This window comes from Agrobacterium sp. 22-226-1 (assembly GCF_053522345.1).
On sequence record NZ_JBNWCP010000001.1, the window covers coordinates 281,073 to 301,622 of the forward strand.

Here is a 20,550-nt window from a genome sequence, read left to right on the forward strand (position 1 = left end):
ATCATGTCAGGGCTTGAAGTGCAGCTTCGCCGGGCGTATTTTTTGGAAGAATTCTAAATTACGGGGCGTGAACGGCGACCTCGAAGGAGACAGACGATGTTCATTCAGACGGAAGCCACGCCGAACCCGACGACGCTGAAGTTCCTGCCGGGCAAGGTGGTGCTGGAAAGCGGTACGGCTGAGTTTCTCAACCCGTCGCAGGCGCAGGCTTCGCCGCTGGCGGAGCGCCTCTTCACCATTCCGGGTGTGACCGGCGTTTATTTCGGTTTCGATTTCATCACCGTCACCAAGGACGGTGCGGAATGGCAGCACCTGAAGCCTGCTATTCTGGGCTCGATCATGGAACACTTCATGTCCGGCCGCCCGATCATGGGCACGGCTGTTGCGGCTGAAGTGTCGGATGAGGAGGGCGAATTCTTCGAAGAGGGTGACGAAACCATCGTCGCCACCATCAAGGAACTGCTGGAAACCCGCGTCCGCCCCGCCGTGGCGCAGGATGGCGGCGACATCACCTTCCGCGGTTTCCGCGACGGCACGGTGTTCCTGAACATGAAGGGCGCCTGCTCGGGTTGCCCATCCTCCACCGCCACGCTGAAGCATGGCGTTCAGAATCTGCTTCGCCATTTCGTGCCGGAAGTGCGCGAAGTCGAAGCGGTATAAAAGCGCAAGCCAGGCCATCATGATTGTTCTCGCACTCGACACCTCAGGTGTGGATTGTTCCGCCTGCGTTTATGACAGCGCCTCCGACAGGGTGCTCGGCGAGGTATGCGAAACGATCGGCAAGGGCCATGCCGAAAGGTTGATGGCGGTGATCGACGGTGCTCTGGAGCAGGCGCAACTCTCGCTCCAGAATGTCGGGCGTATCGCCGTTACCATCGGGCCGGGGTCTTTCACCGGTATCCGCGTCGGGGTTGCCGCCGCGCGCGGCTTTGCCCTGTCGCTCGGCGTCGAGGCCGTGGGCGTCACCACGCTTGAAACACTGGCGCTTCATCATCTGCTCGAAAATCCCGGCCGGCCCGTGGCCGTCGGGCTGGATGCCAAACGCGGCGAAGCCTATCTCCAGACATTCGGTGCGGATGGATCGCCGCTGCGCGAAGCTGCGCTTCTGTCTCTGGACGACGCCAAAACGGTCACTACCGGTTTCGACGGCGCCGTCATCGGTTCAGCCGCGCCGCTTTTGGCGGGGTTGGAGGCGGGTTCGGGACCGGATCACTTCCCGATTGCCTCGGTCGCGCGTGCTGCTGCGCGCAAGCCGGCTGGCCAGCCGAAACCCGCGCCGCTTTATCTGCGCGGGCCGGATGCCCGGCCGCAGACCGGTTTTGCGCTGGCACGTCAGGGCGTTGCCTGATAGGGCATTCGTCAGCCTGTGCGAATGATTCCTGTGATGTCCGATTCTTGTTATGCCCGATCCCTGCTATGTTTGACGAATACCTGAGCTGGAAGCCCTATTTCGAGATCGTGCCGATGCAGCATGAGGATTGCGCCGCGGTGGCGGAGTTGCATGCGCTGCGCTTTCCGCGCCCTTGGAACGACGGGGAGTTTTCCGGGCTGCTGACGCAAGGGGCTGTTTTCGGTGCTGTCGCACGCCAGACCAACGCCTTTTTCAGCAAGCCGCTCGGTGGTTTCGTGCTGGCGCGGGAAGTGGCGGGCGAAGCGGAAATCCTGACCGTTGCCGTGGCCGACAAGTTCGCACGCGCCGGTCTCGGCTGGCGTCTGATGCAGTCGGCCATCCGCGAGGCGATGATGCGCGGCGCCGAAACCATGTTTCTTGAGGTGGATAATAATAATGCCTCCGCGCTGGGGCTTTACAGGAAGCTCGGCTTCAAAACCGTCGCGGAACGCAAGGCCTATTACACCGCAAAGGATGGAACGAAGTCGACGGCGCTTGTCATGCGCCGCGATCTTCGCTAGTTCCCTGCGACAGGCATTTTTTCGGCGAAAGCCGCAAACCGGAATTCTCAAAAGGCCAGAAGACGTGACAGACCTTTCGAAAACGCTGGAGGAGCTTTGTGCCGAACGCGGCATGCGGATGACGGATCAACGCCGTGTCATCGCCCGCGTCCTTCAGGAGTCAGCCGACCATCCCGATGTCGAGGAGCTTTACCGCCGCTCCTCCGCCGTGGATCCGCGCATCTCGATTTCCACCGTCTACAGAACGGTGAAGCTGTTCGAGGATGCCGGCATCATCGAGCGTCACGATTTTCGCGACGGCCGTTCGCGCTACGAGACCGTGCCCGAGGAACATCACGATCACCTGATCGACCTGAAGAACGGCGTGGTCATCGAATTTCATTCGGCCGAGATCGAGGCCCTTCAGGAAAAGATCGCCAGGGAGCACGGCTTCAAGCTCGTGGATCACCGGCTGGAACTTTACGGTGTGCCGTTGAAGCCCGGCGAACACTGAGACGCCGGTGAACAAGCGGGCGTTTTTCTCATGATGTGGCTGCGGACAGCCTATATTGCGGTCGTTCTGCTGATCGTCACGCTCGTCTTGCTGCCGCTTCAACTGCTGGGCCTTGCCTTCGACTGGCGGCTTCGCCGTCGCATTCCCCGCCTCTGGCATCGTATCGCCTGCCATGTTCTCGGCATCCGTGTGCATGTGCATGGCGATGTGGAGCGGGCAAAACCGCTGATGCTGGCGGTCAATCACGCCTCGTGGAAGGACATTCTCGTTTTGGGCAGCATTGCCGACGTGGTGTTCATCGCCAAGACGGAAGTGCGGGACTGGCCGGTTTTCGGTTGGCTCGCCCGCTTGCAGAAAAGCATCTTCGTTCAGCGTGAACAGAAGCGCAGCACCGGCGCGCAGGTGAGCGAGATCGCCAGCCGCATGGCCGATGGCGAGATCGTCGTTCTGTTTCCGGAAGGCACCACCTCGGACGGCAACCGCATGCTTGCCGTCAAATCCTCGCTGTTCGGTGCGGCCTCCACCGCCGCTGAACAGGTTCCGGGCAAACTGGTTTATGTGCAGCCGGTCGCCATCGCCTATACTAGGGTGCAGGGCATGGCCATGGGGCGTTACCATCGCGTCATCGCCGCCTGGCCGGGCAGCATCACGCTCGTGCCGCATCTGCTCGGCATCATCAGGGCCGGCGCCATCGATGTCGATGTGACATTCGGTGACAGCGTTCCGTTTCACAGCACGGATAACCGCAAGCGCCTGGCGACCGATATCGCCGCCTCCATCCGCTCCATGCTGGCCTTCAGCCTGCGCGGCGGCTGGCGGAATTAGCGAGATCGTAGCTTTTCCGGCATTTTTCTGTTTAATCTGGCCGTGAAAAACACTAGATAGCCGCCATGACCCAGGAAACGCTTGGCCTTGACGCCCCACCCATGATCGCCCGCGAGGGCTCTAACAGCCGGAAGGTCTTCATCAAGACCTACGGCTGTCAGATGAACGTCTACGATTCCGTCCGTATGAGCGATGCGCTGGCGAAGGACGGCTATGTTCAGACGGAGGATATGGGCGAGGCGGATCTGGTTCTGCTGAACACCTGTCATATCCGCGAAAAGGCGGCTGAAAAGGTCTATTCGGCGCTCGGCCGCCTGCGCGACATGAAAAAATCGCGCGAAGAGCAGGGTCGCGAATTCATGATTGGCGTTGCCGGATGCGTTGCGCAGGCGGAAGGCGAGGAAATCCTTCGCCGTGCGCCCGCCGTCGATGTCGTCATCGGCCCGCAGACCTATCATCGCCTGCCGGACGCCCTGAAGCGGGTGCGCGGCGGCGAGCGTGTCATCGAGACCGAATATGCGGTTGAGGACAAGTTCGAGCATCTGCCCGTGGCCGAAAAGGCGACGCTGCGCACGCGCGGCGTGACGGCGTTTCTGACGGTGCAGGAAGGCTGCGACAAGTTCTGTACCTTCTGTGTCGTGCCCTATACGCGCGGTTCGGAAGTCTCCCGCCCCGTGCGCCAGATCGTCGATGAGGCGATGAAGCTGGTGGATGCCGGTGTGCGCGAGATCACGCTGCTCGGCCAGAACGTCAATGCCTGGCAGGGCGAAGGCCCGAAGGGCGAAAAATGGGGTCTTGCCGAACTGCTTTACCGGCTGGCGGAAATTCCCGGCCTTGCGCGGCTGCGTTATACCACCAGCCACCCCCGCGACATGGATGATCGCCTGATCGGCGCGCATCGCGATCTGCGCCTCCTGATGCCCTATCTGCATCTGCCGGTGCAGTCCGGTTCGGACCGCATTCTGAAAGCGATGAACCGTCGCCATACGGGTGAGGAATATATCCAGCTTATCGAAAAAATCCGCGCCGCCCGCCCTGATATCGCCATGTCGGGAGACTTTATTGTCGGTTTCCCCGGTGAGACGGATCGCGATTTCGAAGATACGATGGCGATGGTCGAGACGGTGAAATATGCGCAGGCCTTTTCGTTCAAATATTCCACCCGCCCCGGCACGCCGGGAGCCGATCTCACGGATCAGGTTGCGGAAGAGGTGAAGGCCGAGCGACTGGAAAGATTGCAGGCCCTGTTGCTGCGGCAGCAGAAGGAATTTGCGGAATCGCTGGTTGGAAAAACCATGGATGTGCTGCTGGAAAAGCCCGGCCGCATGCCTGAGCAGTTGATAGGTCGCTCTCCATGGCTGCAATCCGTGAATCTTGATGCAAAGACTTTGAAAATCGGTGACATTGTTAATGTACGAATCACCGCAACGGGTCCAAACAGCTTGTTTGCCGAGGTGGCAGGGAGTTAGAGTGAGGAGCCGACACTGATTGGGACAGGAGCCTGACCGCTTGAACGCACACGAATTGGTATCAAATTCATCGCGCCAGCCACGCCAAGCCGCGACCGACGCCAATCACTTCGTCCTCACGTTCGAGAATAACAGGATAGCGGGAGAGCTATTCGGTCAGTTCGATCAGAACCTGAAGCTTCTGGAACAGCGCCTCAATATCGACGCTCGCCCGCGCGGCAATTCCGTTGCCATCACCGGCGATGTCGTTGCCACCAATCAGGCCCGTCGGGCGCTGGATTTCCTTTATGAACGGCTGCTCAAGGGCGGAACCGCCGAGGTCTCCGATGTCGAAGGCGCGATCCGCATGGCCATGGCTGCGGACGACCAGCTGACCTTGCCGACGATGGAACGCAAGGCGAAGATTTCCATGGCGCAGATTTCCACCCGCAAGAAGACCATCGCTGCCCGCACGCCGACACAGGACGTCTATATGCGGGCACTGGAGCAATCCGAACTGGTTTTCGGTGTCGGCCCGGCCGGTACCGGCAAGACCTATCTGGCCGTCGCTCATGCGGCGCAGCTTCTGGAGCGCGGCGCGGTTGACCGCATCATCCTGTCGCGCCCCGCCGTCGAAGCGGGTGAACGCCTGGGCTTCCTGCCCGGCGACATGAAGGAAAAGGTCGATCCTTATCTGCGCCCGCTTTATGACGCGCTTTATGACATGATGCCGGGTGACAAGGTGGAACGCGCCATTCAGGCGGGCGTCATCGAAATCGCACCGCTGGCCTTCATGCGCGGCCGCACGCTGGCCAACGCCGCCGTCATTCTGGACGAAGCCCAGAATACCACGACCATGCAGATGAAGATGTTCCTGACCCGCCTTGGCGAGAACGGCCGCATGATCGTGACCGGCGACCCGAGCCAGGTGGATTTGCCGCGCGGCGTGAAATCCGGTCTTGTCGAGGCCCTGCAAATCCTTGGCGATGTCGAAGGCGTGTCCGTCGTGCGCTTCAAGGATGTCGATGTCGTTCGTCATCCAATGGTGGCGCGCATCGTCCGGGCTTACGAATCCCACACGGCTGTGCCGGATGAAAGCCTCGTGAAGGGCAGCTGACGTAAAGGCAATGACAGCTCTGGATATTCAAATCAGCGTCGAGGCCGAAGGCTGGTCCTCGGAAGAGGACTTGGCTGCCTTTGCCACCAGGGTGCTGGATGTGGCGGTCGATTTCCTGAAGCGGGAAGAGGACCAACCCTTCCCGAAAATGCCGGTGGAACTGTCGCTGGTCTTCACCGACGACGAAAATATTCGCGAAATCAACGCCGAGTGGCGCGACAAGGACAAGGCAACCAATGTCCTGTCTTTCCCCGCTTTTTCGCTGGAGCCGGGCGGAATGCCGGGCCCCATGCTGGGCGATATCGTCATCGCGCGCGAGACGGTTGAACGCGAGGCCCTTGAACTTGAGAAGAGTTTCGGGGATCATCTGACCCATCTGCTCGTCCATGGGTTCCTGCATTTGTTCGGTTACGACCACATGGACGAGGAAGAAGCGGAAGAAATGGAGTCGCTTGAGACTCGCATTTTGGCGGTGCTTGGCCTATCTGATCCTTACGCGGGTCAGGAACCGCTTTAAATATTGTCTGGAGCCATGAACGAACATTCTGCACGACCTGCCAATGAGGGCAGAGAAAACGGCGAGCAGTCCTCTTCGGAGGAGGGCAGTAGTCACTTACGTCAAGACTTCACTGCAAAGCCGAGATCGACGATCTGGTCGCGCATCGCGCGGTTGCTGAAACCGTCACAGGGCGAGCGCCTGCGCGAGGATTTGACCGACGCGCTGATGGACGACACCGAAATCGGTGCGGCCTTTTCGCCCGAAGAACGGGCGATGCTCAACAATATCCTGCGTTTCCGCGAGGTTAGGGTCGAAGATATCATGATCCCCCGTGTGGACATCGACGGTCTCGATGAAAATATGACGATCGGCGATGCGCTGATCCTCTTCGAGGAAACCGGGCGTTCCCGCATGCCGGTCTATGACGAGACGCTGGATAATCCGAAGGGCATGATCCACATTCGCGATCTGCTGGCCTATGTCGCCAAGCAGGCCCGCAACAAACGCCGGGCCGGTTCGCGAAGCGTCGCTTACGGTGAGGTGAAGGCGCCGCGTTCACCGCGGCCGAATTTCGACCTGGCACGTGTCGATCTGGAGCAGACGGTCGCCGCTGCCGGGTTGGTGCGCAAAATTCTTTTCGCACCGCCCTCCATGCTGGCCTCCGACCTCTTGAAGACGATGCAGGCCCAGAGAACCCAGCTTGCGCTGGTGATCGATGAATATGGCGGCACCGACGGTCTCGTCAGCCACGAGGATATCGTCGAGATGGTCGTGGGTGACATCGATGACGAGCACGACAAGGACGAGGCGATGTTCTCCCGTCTTTCCGCCGATGTGCTTGTCGCGGATGCACGCGCGGAACTCACCGAACTTGCCGAGGCGATCGGGCCGGAATTCGATGTGCGTGAACATCTGGAGGAAATCGATACGCTCGGCGGTCTCATCTTCTTCGCGCTCGGCCGCATTCCGGCCAAGGGCGAGGTGGTCCGGGCCGTGCCCGGTTTCGAGTTCCAGATCCTCGATGCGGATAGCAGGCGCATCAAGGGCGTTCGTATCGTCCGTGATCACGGCTCTGAAGGTGAGGATGATCGCGCTCCGGGCGAAGCGGGCGCCAATGAGGTGATTGCGCTGCCTGCGCCGGATGTCCGCCTTATCACGCACCAGCACAACGCCGATTAAGAAAGGGTGACGGGGTTTTCTCCGTCGCTTCCACCTTTCGACATGTCAATCCGACAGGTATGAATGCCCGTGTTCGGCGTCGAAAAGAACACATGGCGCCTCGGTCGCCATGCCTCCTGTGGACTGCGAATCTTTTTTCCTTTACGTCGGGTCTGAGGGGAAATTCCGTGGCGCGGCCTTGTCGGCGGCGGGCTTTTCCGGACGCGCATAAACGGAGATGGCATGGAGCGTCTTGCAGGCAGGGTAATGCTGGCCGGCGGCATGAGCCGCGCAGTTATGGCGATTGCCGCAGGTGCGGTCGGGGCGCTCGCTTTGCCTCCATTCGGCTTTTTCGCGGCGCTATTTTTGACTTTCACTCTGCTTGTCTGGCTCGTGGATGGCTGCACCGGAAAGCCGGGCGGCGGCCTCTTCAGCCGCATCCTGCCGGCCTTCGGCATCGGCTGGTGTTTCGGGCTCGGTTATTTCGTCGCGGGCCTGTGGTGGCTCGGCAATGCTCTCCTGCTGGAAGCCGATGAATTCGCCTGGGCGCTGCCGCTCGCCATTCTTGGTCTTCCTGCTTTTCTGGCGTTGTTTTACGGTTTTGCGGTTGCCGCAGCCAATCTCCTCTGGTCGGAGGGCCTCGGCCGTATCGCTGCACTTGCTGCCGCGTTCGGCTTTTCGGAATGGCTGCGCAGCTTCCTGGCCACCGGCTTTCCCTGGAACGCCATCGGCTACGGCATCATGCCCATCCCGATCATGATGCAGTCGGCACATCTGCTTGGTCTTTTCAGCGTGACGACGCTTGCGGTTTTCATCTTCGCCTCGCCCGCGCTGATAGGCACGAAAAAAGGCATGTGGCCGGGTCTCGTTGTGGCGGGCCTGCTGCTGGCCGGTCATTTCGGTTATGGCTTCTACCGTCTCCAGGCGCCGGCGGAGGTGCCCGCAGACGCACTGACCGTTCGGATCGTGCAGCCGTCCATCGATCAGTCACGCAAGATGCTGAACGCGGACAGGGCGGAGATTTTTGGCGAGCATCTGCGGCTCTCTGCGCTGCCGCCCGGCGAAGGAAAAAAGCGCCCTGATATCATCGTCTGGCCGGAAACCTCCGTGCCGTTCATTCTGACGCAAAACCCGGATGCTCTGGCGGAAATCGCCAAAACCCTGGAGGATGGGCAGGTGCTGTTCACCGGCGCCGTCAGAATGGAAGATCAGGGAGCCGGCCGCCCGCCGCGTTATTACAATTCGGTCTATGCGATCGACAGCCAGGGCGAGATCATCGGCGCGACCGACAAGGTGCATCTGACCCCCTTTGGCGAATATGTCCCCTTTGAAGGCATCCTGCGGGAATTCGGCATCGACAATGTCATCGCCCTGCCGGGGGGCTTTTCCGCCGCCTCATCGCGCACGCCGCTCACGCTTCCTTCGGGCAAGACCTTCTATCCTCTCATCTGTTACGAGATCATTTTCCCGGGTGAGATGACGCCGGGGCTGGCCGGCTCGGCCGCCATCCTGAATGTGACCAATGATGGCTGGTTTGGCGATACGCCCGGCCCCTATCAGCATTTTCTGCAGGCGAGAGTCCGGGCCGTTGAGACGGGCGTGCCGGTGATTCGCGGTGCCAATACCGGAATTTCCGCTGTCATAGACCCCTATGGCCGCATTATTGCGGGACTCGATTACGGTCGGGTGGGAATTGTTGACGCCACTTTGAGTGGTGGGTCAAACGACGCATTTACTTACGACACACATCGGACGTATTTCTGGTTGATTTTTTCTATCTTGATGATCGTTGCGGTATTTCCCGCCTTGAGTTTCGCTCGGCGCCAGAATTGACCGGGACCCCCTGTAATTGCATAGTGAATACGTCAGTCGTAAAACAAGTTTAGACGCTGTCGAATTGCCGACTCATTTCTTCGAATAGTAGCGAAGCGAGATATCAACCCTTTCCGAGTGTCAGGACCGCATGATGACCGAGAATAAGAAAAAGCCTAACCCCATCGACATTCATGTCGGAAGCCGAATTCGCCTTCGCAGAACCATGCTCGGAATGAGCCAGGAGAAGCTGGGTGAAAGTCTCGGAATTACCTTTCAGCAAATCCAGAAGTATGAAAAAGGCACGAACCGCGTTGGCGCCAGCCGCCTCCAGAATATTTCCGCGATCCTCAATGTGCCCGTTTCCTTTTTCTTCGAAGATGCACCCGGCGATCAGGCTGGCGGCACACCCGGCATGGCGGAGGCGTCGAGCTCCAACTATGTGGTCGACTTTCTGTCCTCGGCTGAAGGTCTGCAGCTGAACCGCGCCTTCGTGAAGATCGCCGACCCGAAGGTTCGCCGCCGTCTCGTCGATCTCGTCAAGGCGCTCGCCGCCGAAGGTGACGCCGAGTAAGCGCAGCCCGCGTGACGCAGAAAATTTCCGGCACGGGATGCCGGGCACTCAACGGTCCGCAAGGACCGTTTTTTTGTGCCAGATTAGAAAGGAATTCTCACATAAAGATATATTTATGTGGTTGTGTCCTTGTTTTTCACGGCCGAAATGACTAACAAACTCCAAGACCGTTCTTTGAGGGGAATCCCGCATGCGTGCCAATTATCTGTTCACCAGCGAGTCCGTGGCCGAGGGTCATCCGGACAAGGTTTGTGATCGTATTTCCGATGAAATTGTGGATCTCATCTATCGTGAAGCGTCCAAGACGGGCGTTGATCCCTGGACCGTGCGCATTGCCTGCGAAACGCTTGCGACAACCAACCGCGTCGTTATCGCCGGTGAGGTTCGGGTTCCCGATACGCTTCTGAAGAAGGACAAGGACGGCAAGGTCCTCAAGGACGCCGCTGGCCATCCGGTCATCAACCCGTCGAAGTTCAAGTCCGCCGCCCGCAAGGCGATCCGCGACATCGGCTACGAGCAGGATGGTTTCCACTGGAAGACCGCCAAGATCGACGTTCTCCTGCATCCGCAGTCTGCTGACATCGCGCAGGGCGTGGACAACGCCTCCGACAAGCAGGGCGACGAGGGCGCCGGCGACCAGGGCATCATGTTCGGTTACGCCTGCAAGGAAACGCCGGACCTCATGCCGGCTCCGATCTATTATTCCCACCGTATCCTGCAGCTGCTCGCCACCGCCCGTAAAAGCGGCGAAGGCGAAGCGGCAAAGCTCGGCCCCGACGCCAAGAGCCAGGTCACGGTTCGTTACGTCGACGGCAAGGCGGCGGAAGCCGTATCCATCGTTCTGTCCACGCAGCATCTCGATGCAAGCTGGGATTCGAAGAAGGTTCGCGCCGTTGTCGAGCCCTATATCCGCGAAGCTCTGGGCGACCTGAAGATCGCTGACGATTGCCAGTGGTACATCAACCCGACCGGCAAGTTCGTCATCGGCGGTCCTGATGGTGACGCCGGCCTGACGGGTCGCAAGATCATCGTCGACACCTATGGCGGCGCTGCGCCCCATGGCGGCGGTGCATTCTCCGGCAAGGACACGACCAAGGTCGACCGTTCCGCCGCCTATGCCGCCCGTTATCTCGCCAAGAACGTCGTGGCTGCCGGTCTTGCCGAGCGCTGCACGATCCAGATTTCCTACGCAATCGGCATCGCCCAGCCGCTGTCGATCTATGTCGATCTGCATGGCACCGGCAAGGTCAGCGAAGATCAGGTCGAGGCCGCGATCCGTAAGGTAATGGATCTGTCGCCGTCGGGTATTCGCCGTCATCTCGATCTCAACAAGCCGATCTACGCCAAGACGTCTTCCTACGGCCATTTCGGCCGCAAGGCCGGCCGTGACGGCTCCTTCTCCTGGGAGAAGCTCGATCTGGTAAAGCCGCTCAAGGAAGCTTTGAGCGCCTGAGGCATTTCCAGTAAGGCCACAGCGGCTTTACGTCCGGGAATATGTGCAGGGGATATCGCCCTTGTCATTTGGCGGCGATTGAGAGATACCGTCACCAACTTTGTAACCCGCACAGTGCCTCATGTGGCGCTGTGCGGGTTAAGTCTATTTGTTCTTGAGAGTATGAGATGACGGAAGAACGGCGTTCGCGCGCGACGGAAGCTTTTTTTGGCAGACGCAAGGGCAAGCCCCTGCGCAATCAGCAGGTCGATACAATCGAGAACCTGTTGCCTTTGCTGAAAATCGATCTGGAAAGCACCCCGCCGCAAAATCTCGCCGCTCTTTTTCCCGCGGATGTGCGATCGATCCGTCTGGAGATCGGTTTCGGCGGCGGCGAGCATCTCGCCCACCGCGCGGTTGAAAACCCGGAGATGGGTTTCATCGGCGTGGAACCCTTCGTCAATTCCATGGCCAAGCTGCTCGCCGCCGTGCGCGAACGCGAGTTGATGAATATCCGCCTCTACGACGATGATGCGACGCAATTGCTGGACTGGCTGCCCGAGGGATCGATCGATCATATCGACCTTCTCTATCCTGACCCGTGGCCGAAGAAGAAGCACTGGAAGCGTCGGTTCGTTTCAGACGTCAACCTTGCCCGCTTCCATCGTGTGCTGAAACCCGGCGGAAAGTTCTGCTTCGCTTCCGATATCGATACCTACGTCAACTGGACGCTGCAGCATTGCGCCCGCCATGGCGGCTTCGAATGGACGGCGACGAGCGCCGATGACTGGCGCACGCCCTACGCCAACTGGCCGGGCACGCGTTATGAGAACAAGGCGAAAAGAGAAGGCCGCAGCTCGGCCTATCTCACCTTCATTCGCCATTGAGCGGCTGATCCCTCAGAGGGCCGCATCCACTTCCGCTGCAAGCGGAATGGAAGGCTGGGCGCCGGCGCGGGTGCAGGCGAGCGAACCTGCGACGGCGGCGCGCTTCAGCGCCTTCTCGAAATCCATTCCCTGATCGAGGCTCGCGGCAAGATAACCGCAGAAGGTATCGCCCGCACCGACCGTATCGACCGGCTCGATCTTGAGGCCGGAAGCCCGGAAAACCTTGCCGTTGCGCATGGCGATCACACCATCGGCGCCAAGCGTCACGATCAATGTCTGGCCGGTCCTGTCATGCAGGGCTTTCAGTTCGTTTTCCCGCTCAGAACCGGAAAGTCCGTTCTTTCCGAGCAACAATTCGAACTCGGTTTCGTTGGCGATGACGATATCGGCAAGGCCCGCAAGGCGCGGCCCATCGGCGGTCAGTGGCGCGGTATTGATGACGGTGGTGACGCGCTTTGCCTTCGCAGCCATCAGCGCCGCTTCGATAGCGGACGCGGGTATCTCGAACTGCAGCATCAAAATATCGCCCGCCGACATTTCCGCCAGGGCTTTCGCGGCGTCGGATGCGGAGACTTCGCCGTTGGCGGCGGGAATGACCGAGATCATGTTTTCCCCGCCTTCGCCGATAAGGATCACTGCCGTCCCCGTAGGGCCGGGCGTGGTCTTCACCAGTGAGAGATCGGTGCCGGCGTCGCGCAGCAATGTCAGCGCCGGTGCGGCAAAGGTGTCATCGCCCGCAGCCCCTGCCATCTTGACCGTGGCGCCCGCACGCCGTGCGGCCAGCGCCTGGTTGGCTCCCTTGCCGCCGGCGGCCGTGGAGAAGGTCTCGCCCGTCACGGTTTCACCGGGCTTGGGCAGGCGTTTGGCGGTGGCGACGAGGTCCATGTTGATGGAGCCGAAAACAGTAATCATGGAGGGCGTATCCGTATAGAATTCAAGCAAGGCGGCGACTTTGCCCGAGCGGATCACTCGTCGTCAACCACCCGCAACTTTGCCGTTCCCGCCCTGTTCTCGGCAAAGCGTCGGGCCTGCTCGATTTCCCCATGCGAAGTCTCTTTTTCCGTCGGTGAAAAATCGAGACCTTCGATTTTCTGGCCGCGCGCCAGCACCTTGTCGGAGGAGATCAGCATCATGTCGATATCTTTTTGGGCCAATCCAAAATGGGCCTGCAGCTTGCGCGTCCGGTCGTCCAGCCGCCGCACATCGTCCATGAGCAATGCCACTTCACCCTGGATGAGATGTGCCTGCTCGCGCATGCGCTGATCCTTGAGCACGGACTGGATGACCTGTACCGACAGCATCAGAAGCGACGGCGAAACGATGACGACACGGGCGCGGTGAGCGCGCTGCACCAGATATTCGAAGTGCTGGTGGATATCGGCGAAGATCGATTCGGACGGCACGAAGATGAAGGCCGTATCCTGCGTCTCGCCGCGGATGAGGTATTTCTCGGCCACGTCGCGAATATGCACTTCCATATCGCGGCGGAACTGCTGCACGGCGGCGCGTTTGGTTTCGGGTGTTTCGTCCGCCTTGATGGCGTTCCACGCCTCCAGCGGAAACTTGGCGTCGATGACGAGCGGCGGGGCATTGTTGGGCATCTTGATGGTGCAGTCCGGCCGGTAACCGTTCGAAAGTGTCGGCTGCAACTGGAAGGCCCCGGCCGGAAGCGCATCGGCAATCAGCGTCTCCATGCGGGCCTGTCCGAAGGCGCCGCGCGTCTGCTTGTTGGAAAGGATGGCCTGAAGCCCGACGACGTCCTTTGCCAGATCCTGAATATTGCCCTGCGCGGCGTCGATGACCGCGAGGCGCTCCTGCAGGCGGCTCAGATTCTCATGCGTCGACCGGGTCTGCTCCGTCAGTGTTTCGCCAAGGCGTTGCGACATGCCGTCGAGGCGCTGGTTCAGCGTCTGGCTCATCTCGGTCTGGCGGGTACCGAGCGTTTCCGCCATGGCGGCGATACGGCCATGCAGTTCGGACTGTGTTTTGAGGAGGTCGGAGATTTCACCGTCGGCTCCCGCTTTTTTCCCACGGCTCGCCGTCACCAGCCAGATGGTTACCAGACCGAAAACCAGAGCCGCGAGCAGCGCGCCGAAGCTGATGTCGACGGAGCCGGCCCGTAACGCGGGATCGAGGAGAACGGAGAAATCTATGCTCATGATTAAATCTAGCAGGTTTCTTGTGATTCGGAAGATCAAAACAAGAACATTCCTGCGGCGGAAATGAGTCGGGCGGGGCGGATGCCGGAGGCGGTTTGAACCTCGTGTTTTTTATTTCCTCCGCGCAAGAGATACGTTATGGGAAGCCATGACCATCAAACCGCTTATCATTTTGCCCGATCCCGTGCTGCGCCAGCAATCGAAGCCCATCGAAAAGGTGGATGCCGAGGTGCTGCGTCTTGCCGACGACATGCTGGAAACCATGTATGATGCGCCGGGTATCGGCCTCGCCGCCATTCAGATAGGCGTGGCGCGCCGCATGCTGGTGATCGACGTTGCGCGTGAAGGCGAGGAAAAGACCCCGATCGTCTTCATCAATCCGGAAATCCTCAAGGTGTCGGACGATGTCTCGACCTATGAGGAAGGCTGCCTCTCCATCCCCGATTATTACGCCGAGGTGGAGCGTCCCGCGTCGCTCACGGTGCAATATGTCGGCCGTGACGGCAGGCAGCAGACGGTCGAGGCGGATGGCCTGCTCGCCACCTGCCTGCAGCATGAGATCGATCACCTGAACGGCGTTCTCTTCATCGACCATATTTCGCGGCTGAAGCGCGACATGGTCATCAAGAAATTCACGAAAGCGGCCCGCGCAAAGATCTGATCCGTCCTCTCTGGACCGGAATGGATGACAGGGCAGGGGGCGACGATGGCTCTTCGCATCATTTTTATGGGTACGCCGGAATTTTCCGTTCCCACCCTGCGTGCACTGGTGGAGGCCGGCCACGAGATCCTTGCGGTCTACACCCAGCCGCCGCGTCCCGGCGGCCGTCGTGGCCTCGATCTGCAGAAGTCCCCGGTGCATCAGGCCGCCGAACTGTTGGGCCTGCCCGTGCTGACGCCGGTGAACTTCAAGGCAGAGGAAGACCGACAGCAGTTCCGGGATTTCAATGCCGATGTCGCGGTCGTCGTGGCTTACGGTCTGCTGCTGCCGGAAGCGATCCTCAGCGGCACGCGCCTTGGCTGTTATAACGGCCACGCCTCGCTGCTGCCGCGCTGGCGCGGCGCTGCCCCCATCCAGCGGGCCATCATGGCCGGCGATGCCGAGACCGGCATGATGGTCATGAAAATGGAAAAGGGGCTCGATACCGGCCCCGTCGCGCTGACCGCCAAGGTCGCGATCGATGAGAACATGACCGCCGGAGAATTGCATGACAGCCTGATGCTGGCCGGCGCGCGGCTGATGCGGCAGGCTATGGACAAGCTGGAATCCGGCGGCCTGCCGCTTGTCACGCAGGCGGAAGAAGGCGTGCTCTATGCCGCGAAGATCGACAAGGGCGAGACCCGCATCGATTTTTCGAGGCCGGCGCAGGATGTGCATAATCACATTCGCGGCCTTTCGCCGTTTCCCGGCGCATGGCTGGAAATGGACATCGGTGGCAAGGCGGAGCGCGTGAAGGTTCTGGCCTCCGAACTGGCAAGCGGCATGGGAGAAGCGGGCGCGGCGCTCGATGACGCCCTTACCATTGCCTGCGGCAGCGGCGCCGTGCGGCTCACCCGTCTGCAGAAGGCGGGCGGCAAGCCGATGTCGGCGGCCGATTTCGTGCGCGGCACACCGGTTCCGACCACAACGAGGCTCGGCTGATGCCACGTTTCCGCATGACCGTCGAATACGACGGCACGCCTTATTATGGCTGGCAGAGACAGGATAACGGCCCCTCGGTTCAGGGTGCGCTGGAGGCTGCGGTTCGCTCGTTGACGGGAGAGAGCGTCTCCATTCGCGGCGCCGGCCGCACCGATTCCGGCGTGCATGCCGTCGGGCAGGTCGTCCACGTCGATCTTTCCCGAGACTGGGAGCCGTACAAGCTTCGTAACGCGCTCAATGCGCATCTCGCCATGGCGGGTGAAGCCGTGGCCGTCCTCGATGCCACTTCCGTGACCGAGGATTTCGATGCCCGGTTTTCCGCCCTTCGTCGGCACTACCTTTACCGCATCATCTGCCGCAAGGCCCGGCTGGCGCTGGAGCACAAGCGGGCATGGTGGGTGTCGAAGGACATGGACCATGAGCGCATGCATGAAGCCGCCCAGATGCTTGTCGGCCGGCATGATTTCACGACCTTCCGCTCCGTGCATTGTCAGGCGAACAGCCCGGTGCGCACGCTCGACCGGCTGGATGTGACGCGCACCGGCGATCTCATCGAAATCCGTGCGACCGCGCAGAGCTTCCTGCATAACCAGATACGCTCTTTCGCGGGTACGCTGAAACTGGCGGGCGAAGGCACGATGACGCCGGAGGATGTGCGTGCCGCGCTGGAGGCGCGGGATCGCAAGGCCTGCGGCCCTGTCGCGCCGCCGGACGGTCTCTATTTCATGCAGGTCGATTATCCCGACGTCATTCCGCCGCGTCGCAGGTACCCTGAAACCGATATGGCTGAGGACGCGGACTGACCGCTAAAACCCACGCCGGTTCTCAGGCCGGATAAACGCCGAGAAAACGCTGCAGCGCTTCCGACAGAAGCATGCCGGGCACCAGCAGCGTCATGACGATGGCCGAGACGAGCAGCGACTGGTCGCGGATGAAGAACCGCACAATTCGCGAGAAGGCGAAGACCAGCGACAGAAGCAGCGCCAGCCAGAGAATGGCGATCAGCCCCTGCAAGGGCGGCAGGAAGAATGCGATCAGGATCAGAACCGCATAGGCGTAGGAAAACGGCAGCGACAGCCAGTTCATGGTGGTGACGAGCGGCGCGAATTTTTCCCGTGCGCCGAAGGCAAACAGCAGCATGCCGATCAACAGCAGCGGCACGATCCAGCAGATGGCCTCGACCATCGCCAGACGGAAGAAGAAGATGAAGCCCGTTCCGGTGCCGGGCGGATAGCTGGCGAGGAAGGCGGCGCGTAGCCACAGCCATGAAACCAGCATGGCGGGCAGGCACCAGAGGGCGGAATAGAAGGATCGCCACATACCGCGCTCGGAGAGGTCCAGATAACGTGCGCCATTATGGTCGCCGAGCAGCAGAAGCCACAGGCCCGTCAGATAGAGCCTTATTTCACTTGCCGTCGGCATGGGCGAACCAGCGTTCGATAAAGGTCTCGTAAATGCGCGTCAGCGTCTCGAGATCGGCAACCGCCACACGCTCATCGACCATATGCATGGTCTGCCCGACGAGGCCGAATTCCACCACCGGGCAATAATCCTTGATGAAGCGCGCATCCGAGGTGCCGCCGGTGGTCGAAAGCTTGGGTTCCTTGCCCGTCACGGCTTCCACCGCGCCGGAAAGCGACGAAATGAGGGCATTGTTCCGGGTAAGAAAGACATGGGCTGGGCGGTCCGCCCAGACAATATCGTATTTCACCGGCGCACGCTCGGGGCGAAGCTCGCCTTCTGCTGCGGCGGCATCGAGGCGATGGACGATTTCCGCGCGCAGGCTCTCTGCAGTCCACGTATCGTTGAAACGGATGTTGAAGGAGGCCGTCGCCCGCGCCGGGATTACATTGGTGGCGGCATTGCCGGTATCGATGGTCGTTACTTCCAGATTGGAGGGCTGGAAATTGTCGGTGCCATGATCGAAGGGCGGATGCATCAGCGCATGGGTCAGTTGCAGCAAACCGCGAATGGGGTTGTCGGCGAGATGCGGATAAGCGGCATGGCCCTGCACGCCATGAACCGTGATGCGGCCGGAAAGCGATCCCCGGCGGCCGATCTTGATCATGTCGCCAAGCTGGTCGGGATTGGTCGGCTCGCCCACCACGCAGGCATCCCATGTCTCGCCCTTGGCGGCCGCCCATTCCAGCAGCTTGGAAGTGCCGTTGATCGACGGGCCTTCCTCATCGCCTGTAATCAGGAAAGAAACGGAGCCCTGCGGTTTGCCGTGTTTTTCGATATGGCGGGCAATGGCGGCAACGAAACAGGCGATGCCGCCCTTCATGTCCACCGCACCGCGACCGAACATTTCGCCGCCTGCGATTTCGGCCGCAAAGGGCGGATGGCTCCATGCGGCCTCATCGCCCACCGGAACGACATCCGTATGGCCCGCAAACATCAGATGCGGGCCCTCGGTGCCGAGCCGGGCGTAAAGGTTCTCCACGTCAGGCGTTCCCGCCTCGCTCGCCACCATCCTGTCCACCTGGAAACCAAGCGGCGAAAGCAGGGTATCGAGCAGGGAAAGCGCGCCGCCTTCCGCAGGCGTCACCGAAGGGCAACGGATGAGGGCGGCGAGATTGGCAACGGGATCGGTCGTGGTCATGGCAGTCGCTTTATATCAGTCGCGCAGAAGCTCATTGATGCCGGTCTTGGAGCGGGTCTTTTCATCGACGCGCTTGACGATGACGGCGCAATAGAGGCTCGGGCCCGGTTCGCCGTTCGGGAAAGGCTTGCCCGGCATAGTGCCGGCAACCACGACGGAATAGGGCGGCACTTCGCCATAGGTGATCTCGCCGGTGGCGCGGTCGACGATCTTGGTGGACTTGCCGATGAAGACGCCCATGCCGAGAACGGCGCCTTCACGCACGATGCAGCCTTCGACGACTTCCGAACGGGCGCCGATGAAGCAATTATCCTCGATGATCGTCGGGCCCGCCTGCAAGGGCTCCAGAACGCCGCCGATGCCGACACCGCCGGAGAGGTGCACGTTCTTGCCGATCTGCGCGCAGGAGCCGACGGTTGCCCAGGTGTCTACCATCGTGCCTTCATCGACATAGGCGCCGAGATTGACGAAGGAAGGCATCAGCACCACGTTCTTGGCGACATAGGCGGAGCGGCGCACGACGGCGTTCGGTACGGCGCGGAAACCGGCGGCGCGGAACTGGTTTTCACCCCAGTTTTCGAACTTCGACGGCACCTTGTCCCACCAGGTGGATTCGCCCGGTCCGCCGGTGACGATCTCCATGTCGTTCAGACGGAAGGAGAGAAGCACGGCCTTTTTCAGCCACTGGTTCACCTTCCAGTTTCCGTCAGCCTGCTTTTCGGCCACGCGTGCCTTGCCGCTATCGAGAAGTTGAAGAGATGTGTCCACGGCGTCGCGAACCTCGCCCTTCGTCGATACGTTCACACCATCTCGGTTGTCGAAGGCGGTTTCGATGATGGTTTCGAGGGAGGTGAGATCCGTAAGGCTCATGGAAAATTCCTTAAAGTCGCGTGGTGTTCGTGGTCACGGATGGTCCCGCGCCGCTGGAAGGCTTTGGTCATTTGATCTAAGGGAGTGTTGGAAAGGCGTCAATGTGATTTGGGTGATTTGGCGCGTCAGACGAAAGGCATGGAAATGACACGACTGAAAAACGGCAAGTTGCGGCGCAAGGACGGGGTATGGGACCCCTTGAAGCGTAGTGCCGTGGACAAGCAGCAGGCCGAGGTCGTTCAAAAAACACCGCAGTCGGATTCCCCGTCCTATCGCCTCGCCTATGTGGACATGGATTTCCTCTGCCGAGAGGAATTGCGCCCCGTCAGGCTTCAATTGGAACTGCTGAAGACGGAAATGGCGCTGACCGAGCGCGGCATCAAATCCACGGTCGTCATGTTCGGCGGCGCCCGCATTCCGGAACCCGGCGGCGAAGCCTGGGCGGCGCGCAACGAGACGCAGAAGCGCAATCTGGAGCAATCCTCGGTCTATTATGACGAGGCGCGCAAGTTCGCGCGGCTTTGCACCGACTATGCCGCGAAATCCGACCACCTCGAATATGTCGTGGTCACCGGCGGCGGTCCCGGTGTCATGGAAGCGGGCAATCGCGGCGCTGCCGATGCCGGCGGCCCGTCCATCGGCCTCAACATCGTCCTGCCGCACGAGCAGGCGCCGAACCCCTATGTGACGCCGGAACTGAGCTTCAACTTCCACTATTTCGCCATTCGCAAGATGCATTTCCTGATGCGGGCGAAGGCGGTGGTGATCTTTCCCGGCGGTTTCGGCACGCTGGACGAATTGTTCGAGGCCTTGACGCTCATCCAGACGAAGCGCATGGAGCCCATTCCGCTCATCCTGTTCGGCGAGAAATTCTGGCGATCGGTGATCAATTTCGAATTCCTGGCGGATTTCGGCACCATCGCGCCTGAAGATATGAATCTTCTGCATTTCGCCGAAACGGCCGACGATGCATGGAAAATCATCTCGGCCCACTACGAACACTGATTATGCTTGGCGCGACGAAGTAATTTTAGGGCTTAATTAGCAATCTTCTTCTAATTTTGCCCCGTCGCGCTGCAGCGCACTGTCCCCTGCGGACGGGCCTCCATGACGGAGATTTA

General features: G+C 60.5%; 22 protein-coding genes. 17 read left to right on the top strand and 5 right to left on the bottom strand.

The features are described 5' to 3' along the window. Positions 1–96 precede the first annotated feature (96 nt). The 13 genes from ACQZ5K_RS01400 to trmB all read left to right on the top strand — a co-directional run bounded on the left by ACQZ5K_RS01400 (position 97) and on the right by trmB (position 12,156). The gene (locus tag ACQZ5K_RS01400; RefSeq protein WP_003520066.1) at positions 97–660 is read left to right on the top strand and encodes a NifU family protein; all 564 of its coding nucleotides are present in this window, start codon (positions 97–99) and stop codon (positions 658–660) included. 19 nt (positions 661–679) lie between these two features. Beyond that, positions 680–1,348: a tRNA (adenosine(37)-N6)-threonylcarbamoyltransferase complex dimerization subunit type 1 TsaB gene (tsaB, locus tag ACQZ5K_RS01405; RefSeq protein ID WP_448737217.1), complete on the top strand. Its 669-nt coding sequence runs from the start codon at positions 680–682 to the stop codon at positions 1,346–1,348. A gap of 68 nt (positions 1,349–1,416) precedes the next feature. Continuing rightward, a complete protein-coding gene (locus ACQZ5K_RS01410) occupies positions 1,417–1,911 on the top strand; it encodes a GNAT family N-acetyltransferase (protein WP_059759360.1) in 495 nt (164 codons plus the stop codon). Positions 1,912–1,975: 64 nt separating this feature from the next. Then, positions 1,976–2,404 (top strand): Fur family transcriptional regulator, encoded by a 429-nt coding sequence (locus ACQZ5K_RS01415; protein ID WP_003503749.1) that lies wholly within the window; start codon positions 1,976–1,978, stop codon positions 2,402–2,404. A 30-nt stretch (positions 2,405–2,434) separates the two neighbouring features. Next, positions 2,435–3,229, top strand: a complete 795-nt coding sequence (gene olsA, locus ACQZ5K_RS01420; protein WP_059759361.1) for a lyso-ornithine lipid O-acyltransferase — start codon at positions 2,435–2,437, stop codon at positions 3,227–3,229. Between the two features lie 65 nt (positions 3,230–3,294). Beyond that, positions 3,295–4,698, top strand: a complete 1,404-nt coding sequence (gene miaB, locus ACQZ5K_RS01425) for a tRNA (N6-isopentenyl adenosine(37)-C2)-methylthiotransferase MiaB (RefSeq protein WP_448739455.1) — start codon at positions 3,295–3,297, stop codon at positions 4,696–4,698. Between the two features lie 40 nt (positions 4,699–4,738). Continuing rightward, positions 4,739–5,794 (top strand): PhoH family protein, encoded by a 1,056-nt coding sequence (locus ACQZ5K_RS01430; RefSeq protein ID WP_020812441.1) that lies wholly within the window; start codon positions 4,739–4,741, stop codon positions 5,792–5,794. Positions 5,795–5,804: 10 nt separating this feature from the next. Next, on the top strand, positions 5,805–6,311 hold the full coding sequence (gene ybeY, locus ACQZ5K_RS01435) for an rRNA maturation RNase YbeY (protein ID WP_448739456.1): 507 nt from the start codon (positions 5,805–5,807) through the stop codon (positions 6,309–6,311). Between the two features lie 15 nt (positions 6,312–6,326). Next, positions 6,327–7,472: a hemolysin family protein gene (locus ACQZ5K_RS01440; RefSeq protein ID WP_448737220.1), complete on the top strand. Its 1,146-nt coding sequence runs from the start codon at positions 6,327–6,329 to the stop codon at positions 7,470–7,472. A 222-nt stretch (positions 7,473–7,694) separates the two neighbouring features. Further along, a complete protein-coding gene (gene lnt / locus ACQZ5K_RS01445; protein WP_448739457.1) occupies positions 7,695–9,284 on the top strand; it encodes an apolipoprotein N-acyltransferase in 1,590 nt (529 codons plus the stop codon). Positions 9,285–9,417: 133 nt separating this feature from the next. Beyond that, positions 9,418–9,837: a helix-turn-helix domain-containing protein gene (locus ACQZ5K_RS01450; RefSeq protein WP_003520055.1), complete on the top strand. Its 420-nt coding sequence runs from the start codon at positions 9,418–9,420 to the stop codon at positions 9,835–9,837. Positions 9,838–10,027: 190 nt separating this feature from the next. Beyond that, positions 10,028–11,290: a methionine adenosyltransferase gene (gene metK, locus ACQZ5K_RS01455; RefSeq protein ID WP_003520054.1), complete on the top strand. Its 1,263-nt coding sequence runs from the start codon at positions 10,028–10,030 to the stop codon at positions 11,288–11,290. A gap of 167 nt (positions 11,291–11,457) precedes the next feature. After that, complete coding sequence (gene trmB / locus ACQZ5K_RS01460; protein WP_448739458.1) at positions 11,458–12,156, top strand: tRNA (guanosine(46)-N7)-methyltransferase TrmB; 699 nt, start codon at positions 11,458–11,460, stop codon at positions 12,154–12,156. A gap of 12 nt (positions 12,157–12,168) precedes the next feature. Here trmB and ACQZ5K_RS01465 read toward each other — a convergent pair whose 3' ends face one another. Together ACQZ5K_RS01465 and ACQZ5K_RS01470 are read right to left on the bottom strand one after the other, a co-directional pair. Further along, positions 12,169–13,068, bottom strand: coding sequence for a ribokinase (locus ACQZ5K_RS01465; RefSeq protein ID WP_448739459.1), 900 nt, complete (start codon positions 13,066–13,068; stop codon positions 12,169–12,171). Positions 13,069–13,121: 53 nt separating this feature from the next. Then, a complete protein-coding gene (locus ACQZ5K_RS01470) occupies positions 13,122–14,315 on the bottom strand; it encodes a DNA recombination protein RmuC (RefSeq protein WP_448739460.1) in 1,194 nt (397 codons plus the stop codon). Between the two features lie 148 nt (positions 14,316–14,463). Here ACQZ5K_RS01470 and def point away from each other — a divergent pair, with 148 nt between their 5' ends. The 3 genes from def to truA are packed head-to-tail and all read left to right on the top strand — an operon-like array spanning position 14,464 to position 16,760. Further along, positions 14,464–14,976 (top strand): peptide deformylase, encoded by a 513-nt coding sequence (gene def / locus ACQZ5K_RS01475; protein WP_448737225.1) that lies wholly within the window; start codon positions 14,464–14,466, stop codon positions 14,974–14,976. A gap of 45 nt (positions 14,977–15,021) precedes the next feature. Then, on the top strand, positions 15,022–15,957 hold the full coding sequence (gene fmt, locus ACQZ5K_RS01480; RefSeq protein ID WP_448739461.1) for a methionyl-tRNA formyltransferase: 936 nt from the start codon (positions 15,022–15,024) through the stop codon (positions 15,955–15,957). Further along, entirely contained in the window at positions 15,957–16,760 is an 804-nt protein-coding gene (truA, locus tag ACQZ5K_RS01485; protein WP_448739462.1) for a tRNA pseudouridine(38-40) synthase TruA, read from the top strand. Before fmt ends, truA begins: the two co-directional genes overlap by 1 nt. Before the next feature lie 22 nt (positions 16,761–16,782). Here the strand turns inward: truA and ACQZ5K_RS01490 are convergent, their stop codons facing one another. Genes ACQZ5K_RS01490 through dapD form a run of 3 tightly spaced genes read right to left on the bottom strand, consistent with a single transcriptional unit; the run spans position 16,783 to position 19,429 of the window. Continuing rightward, a complete protein-coding gene (locus ACQZ5K_RS01490; RefSeq protein WP_003520047.1) occupies positions 16,783–17,379 on the bottom strand; it encodes a hypothetical protein in 597 nt (198 codons plus the stop codon). Continuing rightward, positions 17,363–18,559, bottom strand: a complete 1,197-nt coding sequence (dapE, locus tag ACQZ5K_RS01495) for a succinyl-diaminopimelate desuccinylase (RefSeq protein WP_448739463.1) — start codon at positions 18,557–18,559, stop codon at positions 17,363–17,365. Before dapE ends, ACQZ5K_RS01490 begins: the two co-directional genes overlap by 17 nt. A 15-nt stretch (positions 18,560–18,574) precedes the next feature. Continuing rightward, positions 18,575–19,429 (bottom strand): 2,3,4,5-tetrahydropyridine-2,6-dicarboxylate N-succinyltransferase, encoded by an 855-nt coding sequence (gene dapD / locus ACQZ5K_RS01500; RefSeq protein WP_059759385.1) that lies wholly within the window; start codon positions 19,427–19,429, stop codon positions 18,575–18,577. Between the two features lie 138 nt (positions 19,430–19,567). Here dapD and ACQZ5K_RS01505 point away from each other — a divergent pair, with 138 nt between their 5' ends. Next, positions 19,568–20,434: an LOG family protein gene (locus ACQZ5K_RS01505; protein ID WP_031234344.1), complete on the top strand. Its 867-nt coding sequence runs from the start codon at positions 19,568–19,570 to the stop codon at positions 20,432–20,434. Positions 20,435–20,550 lie beyond the last annotated feature (116 nt).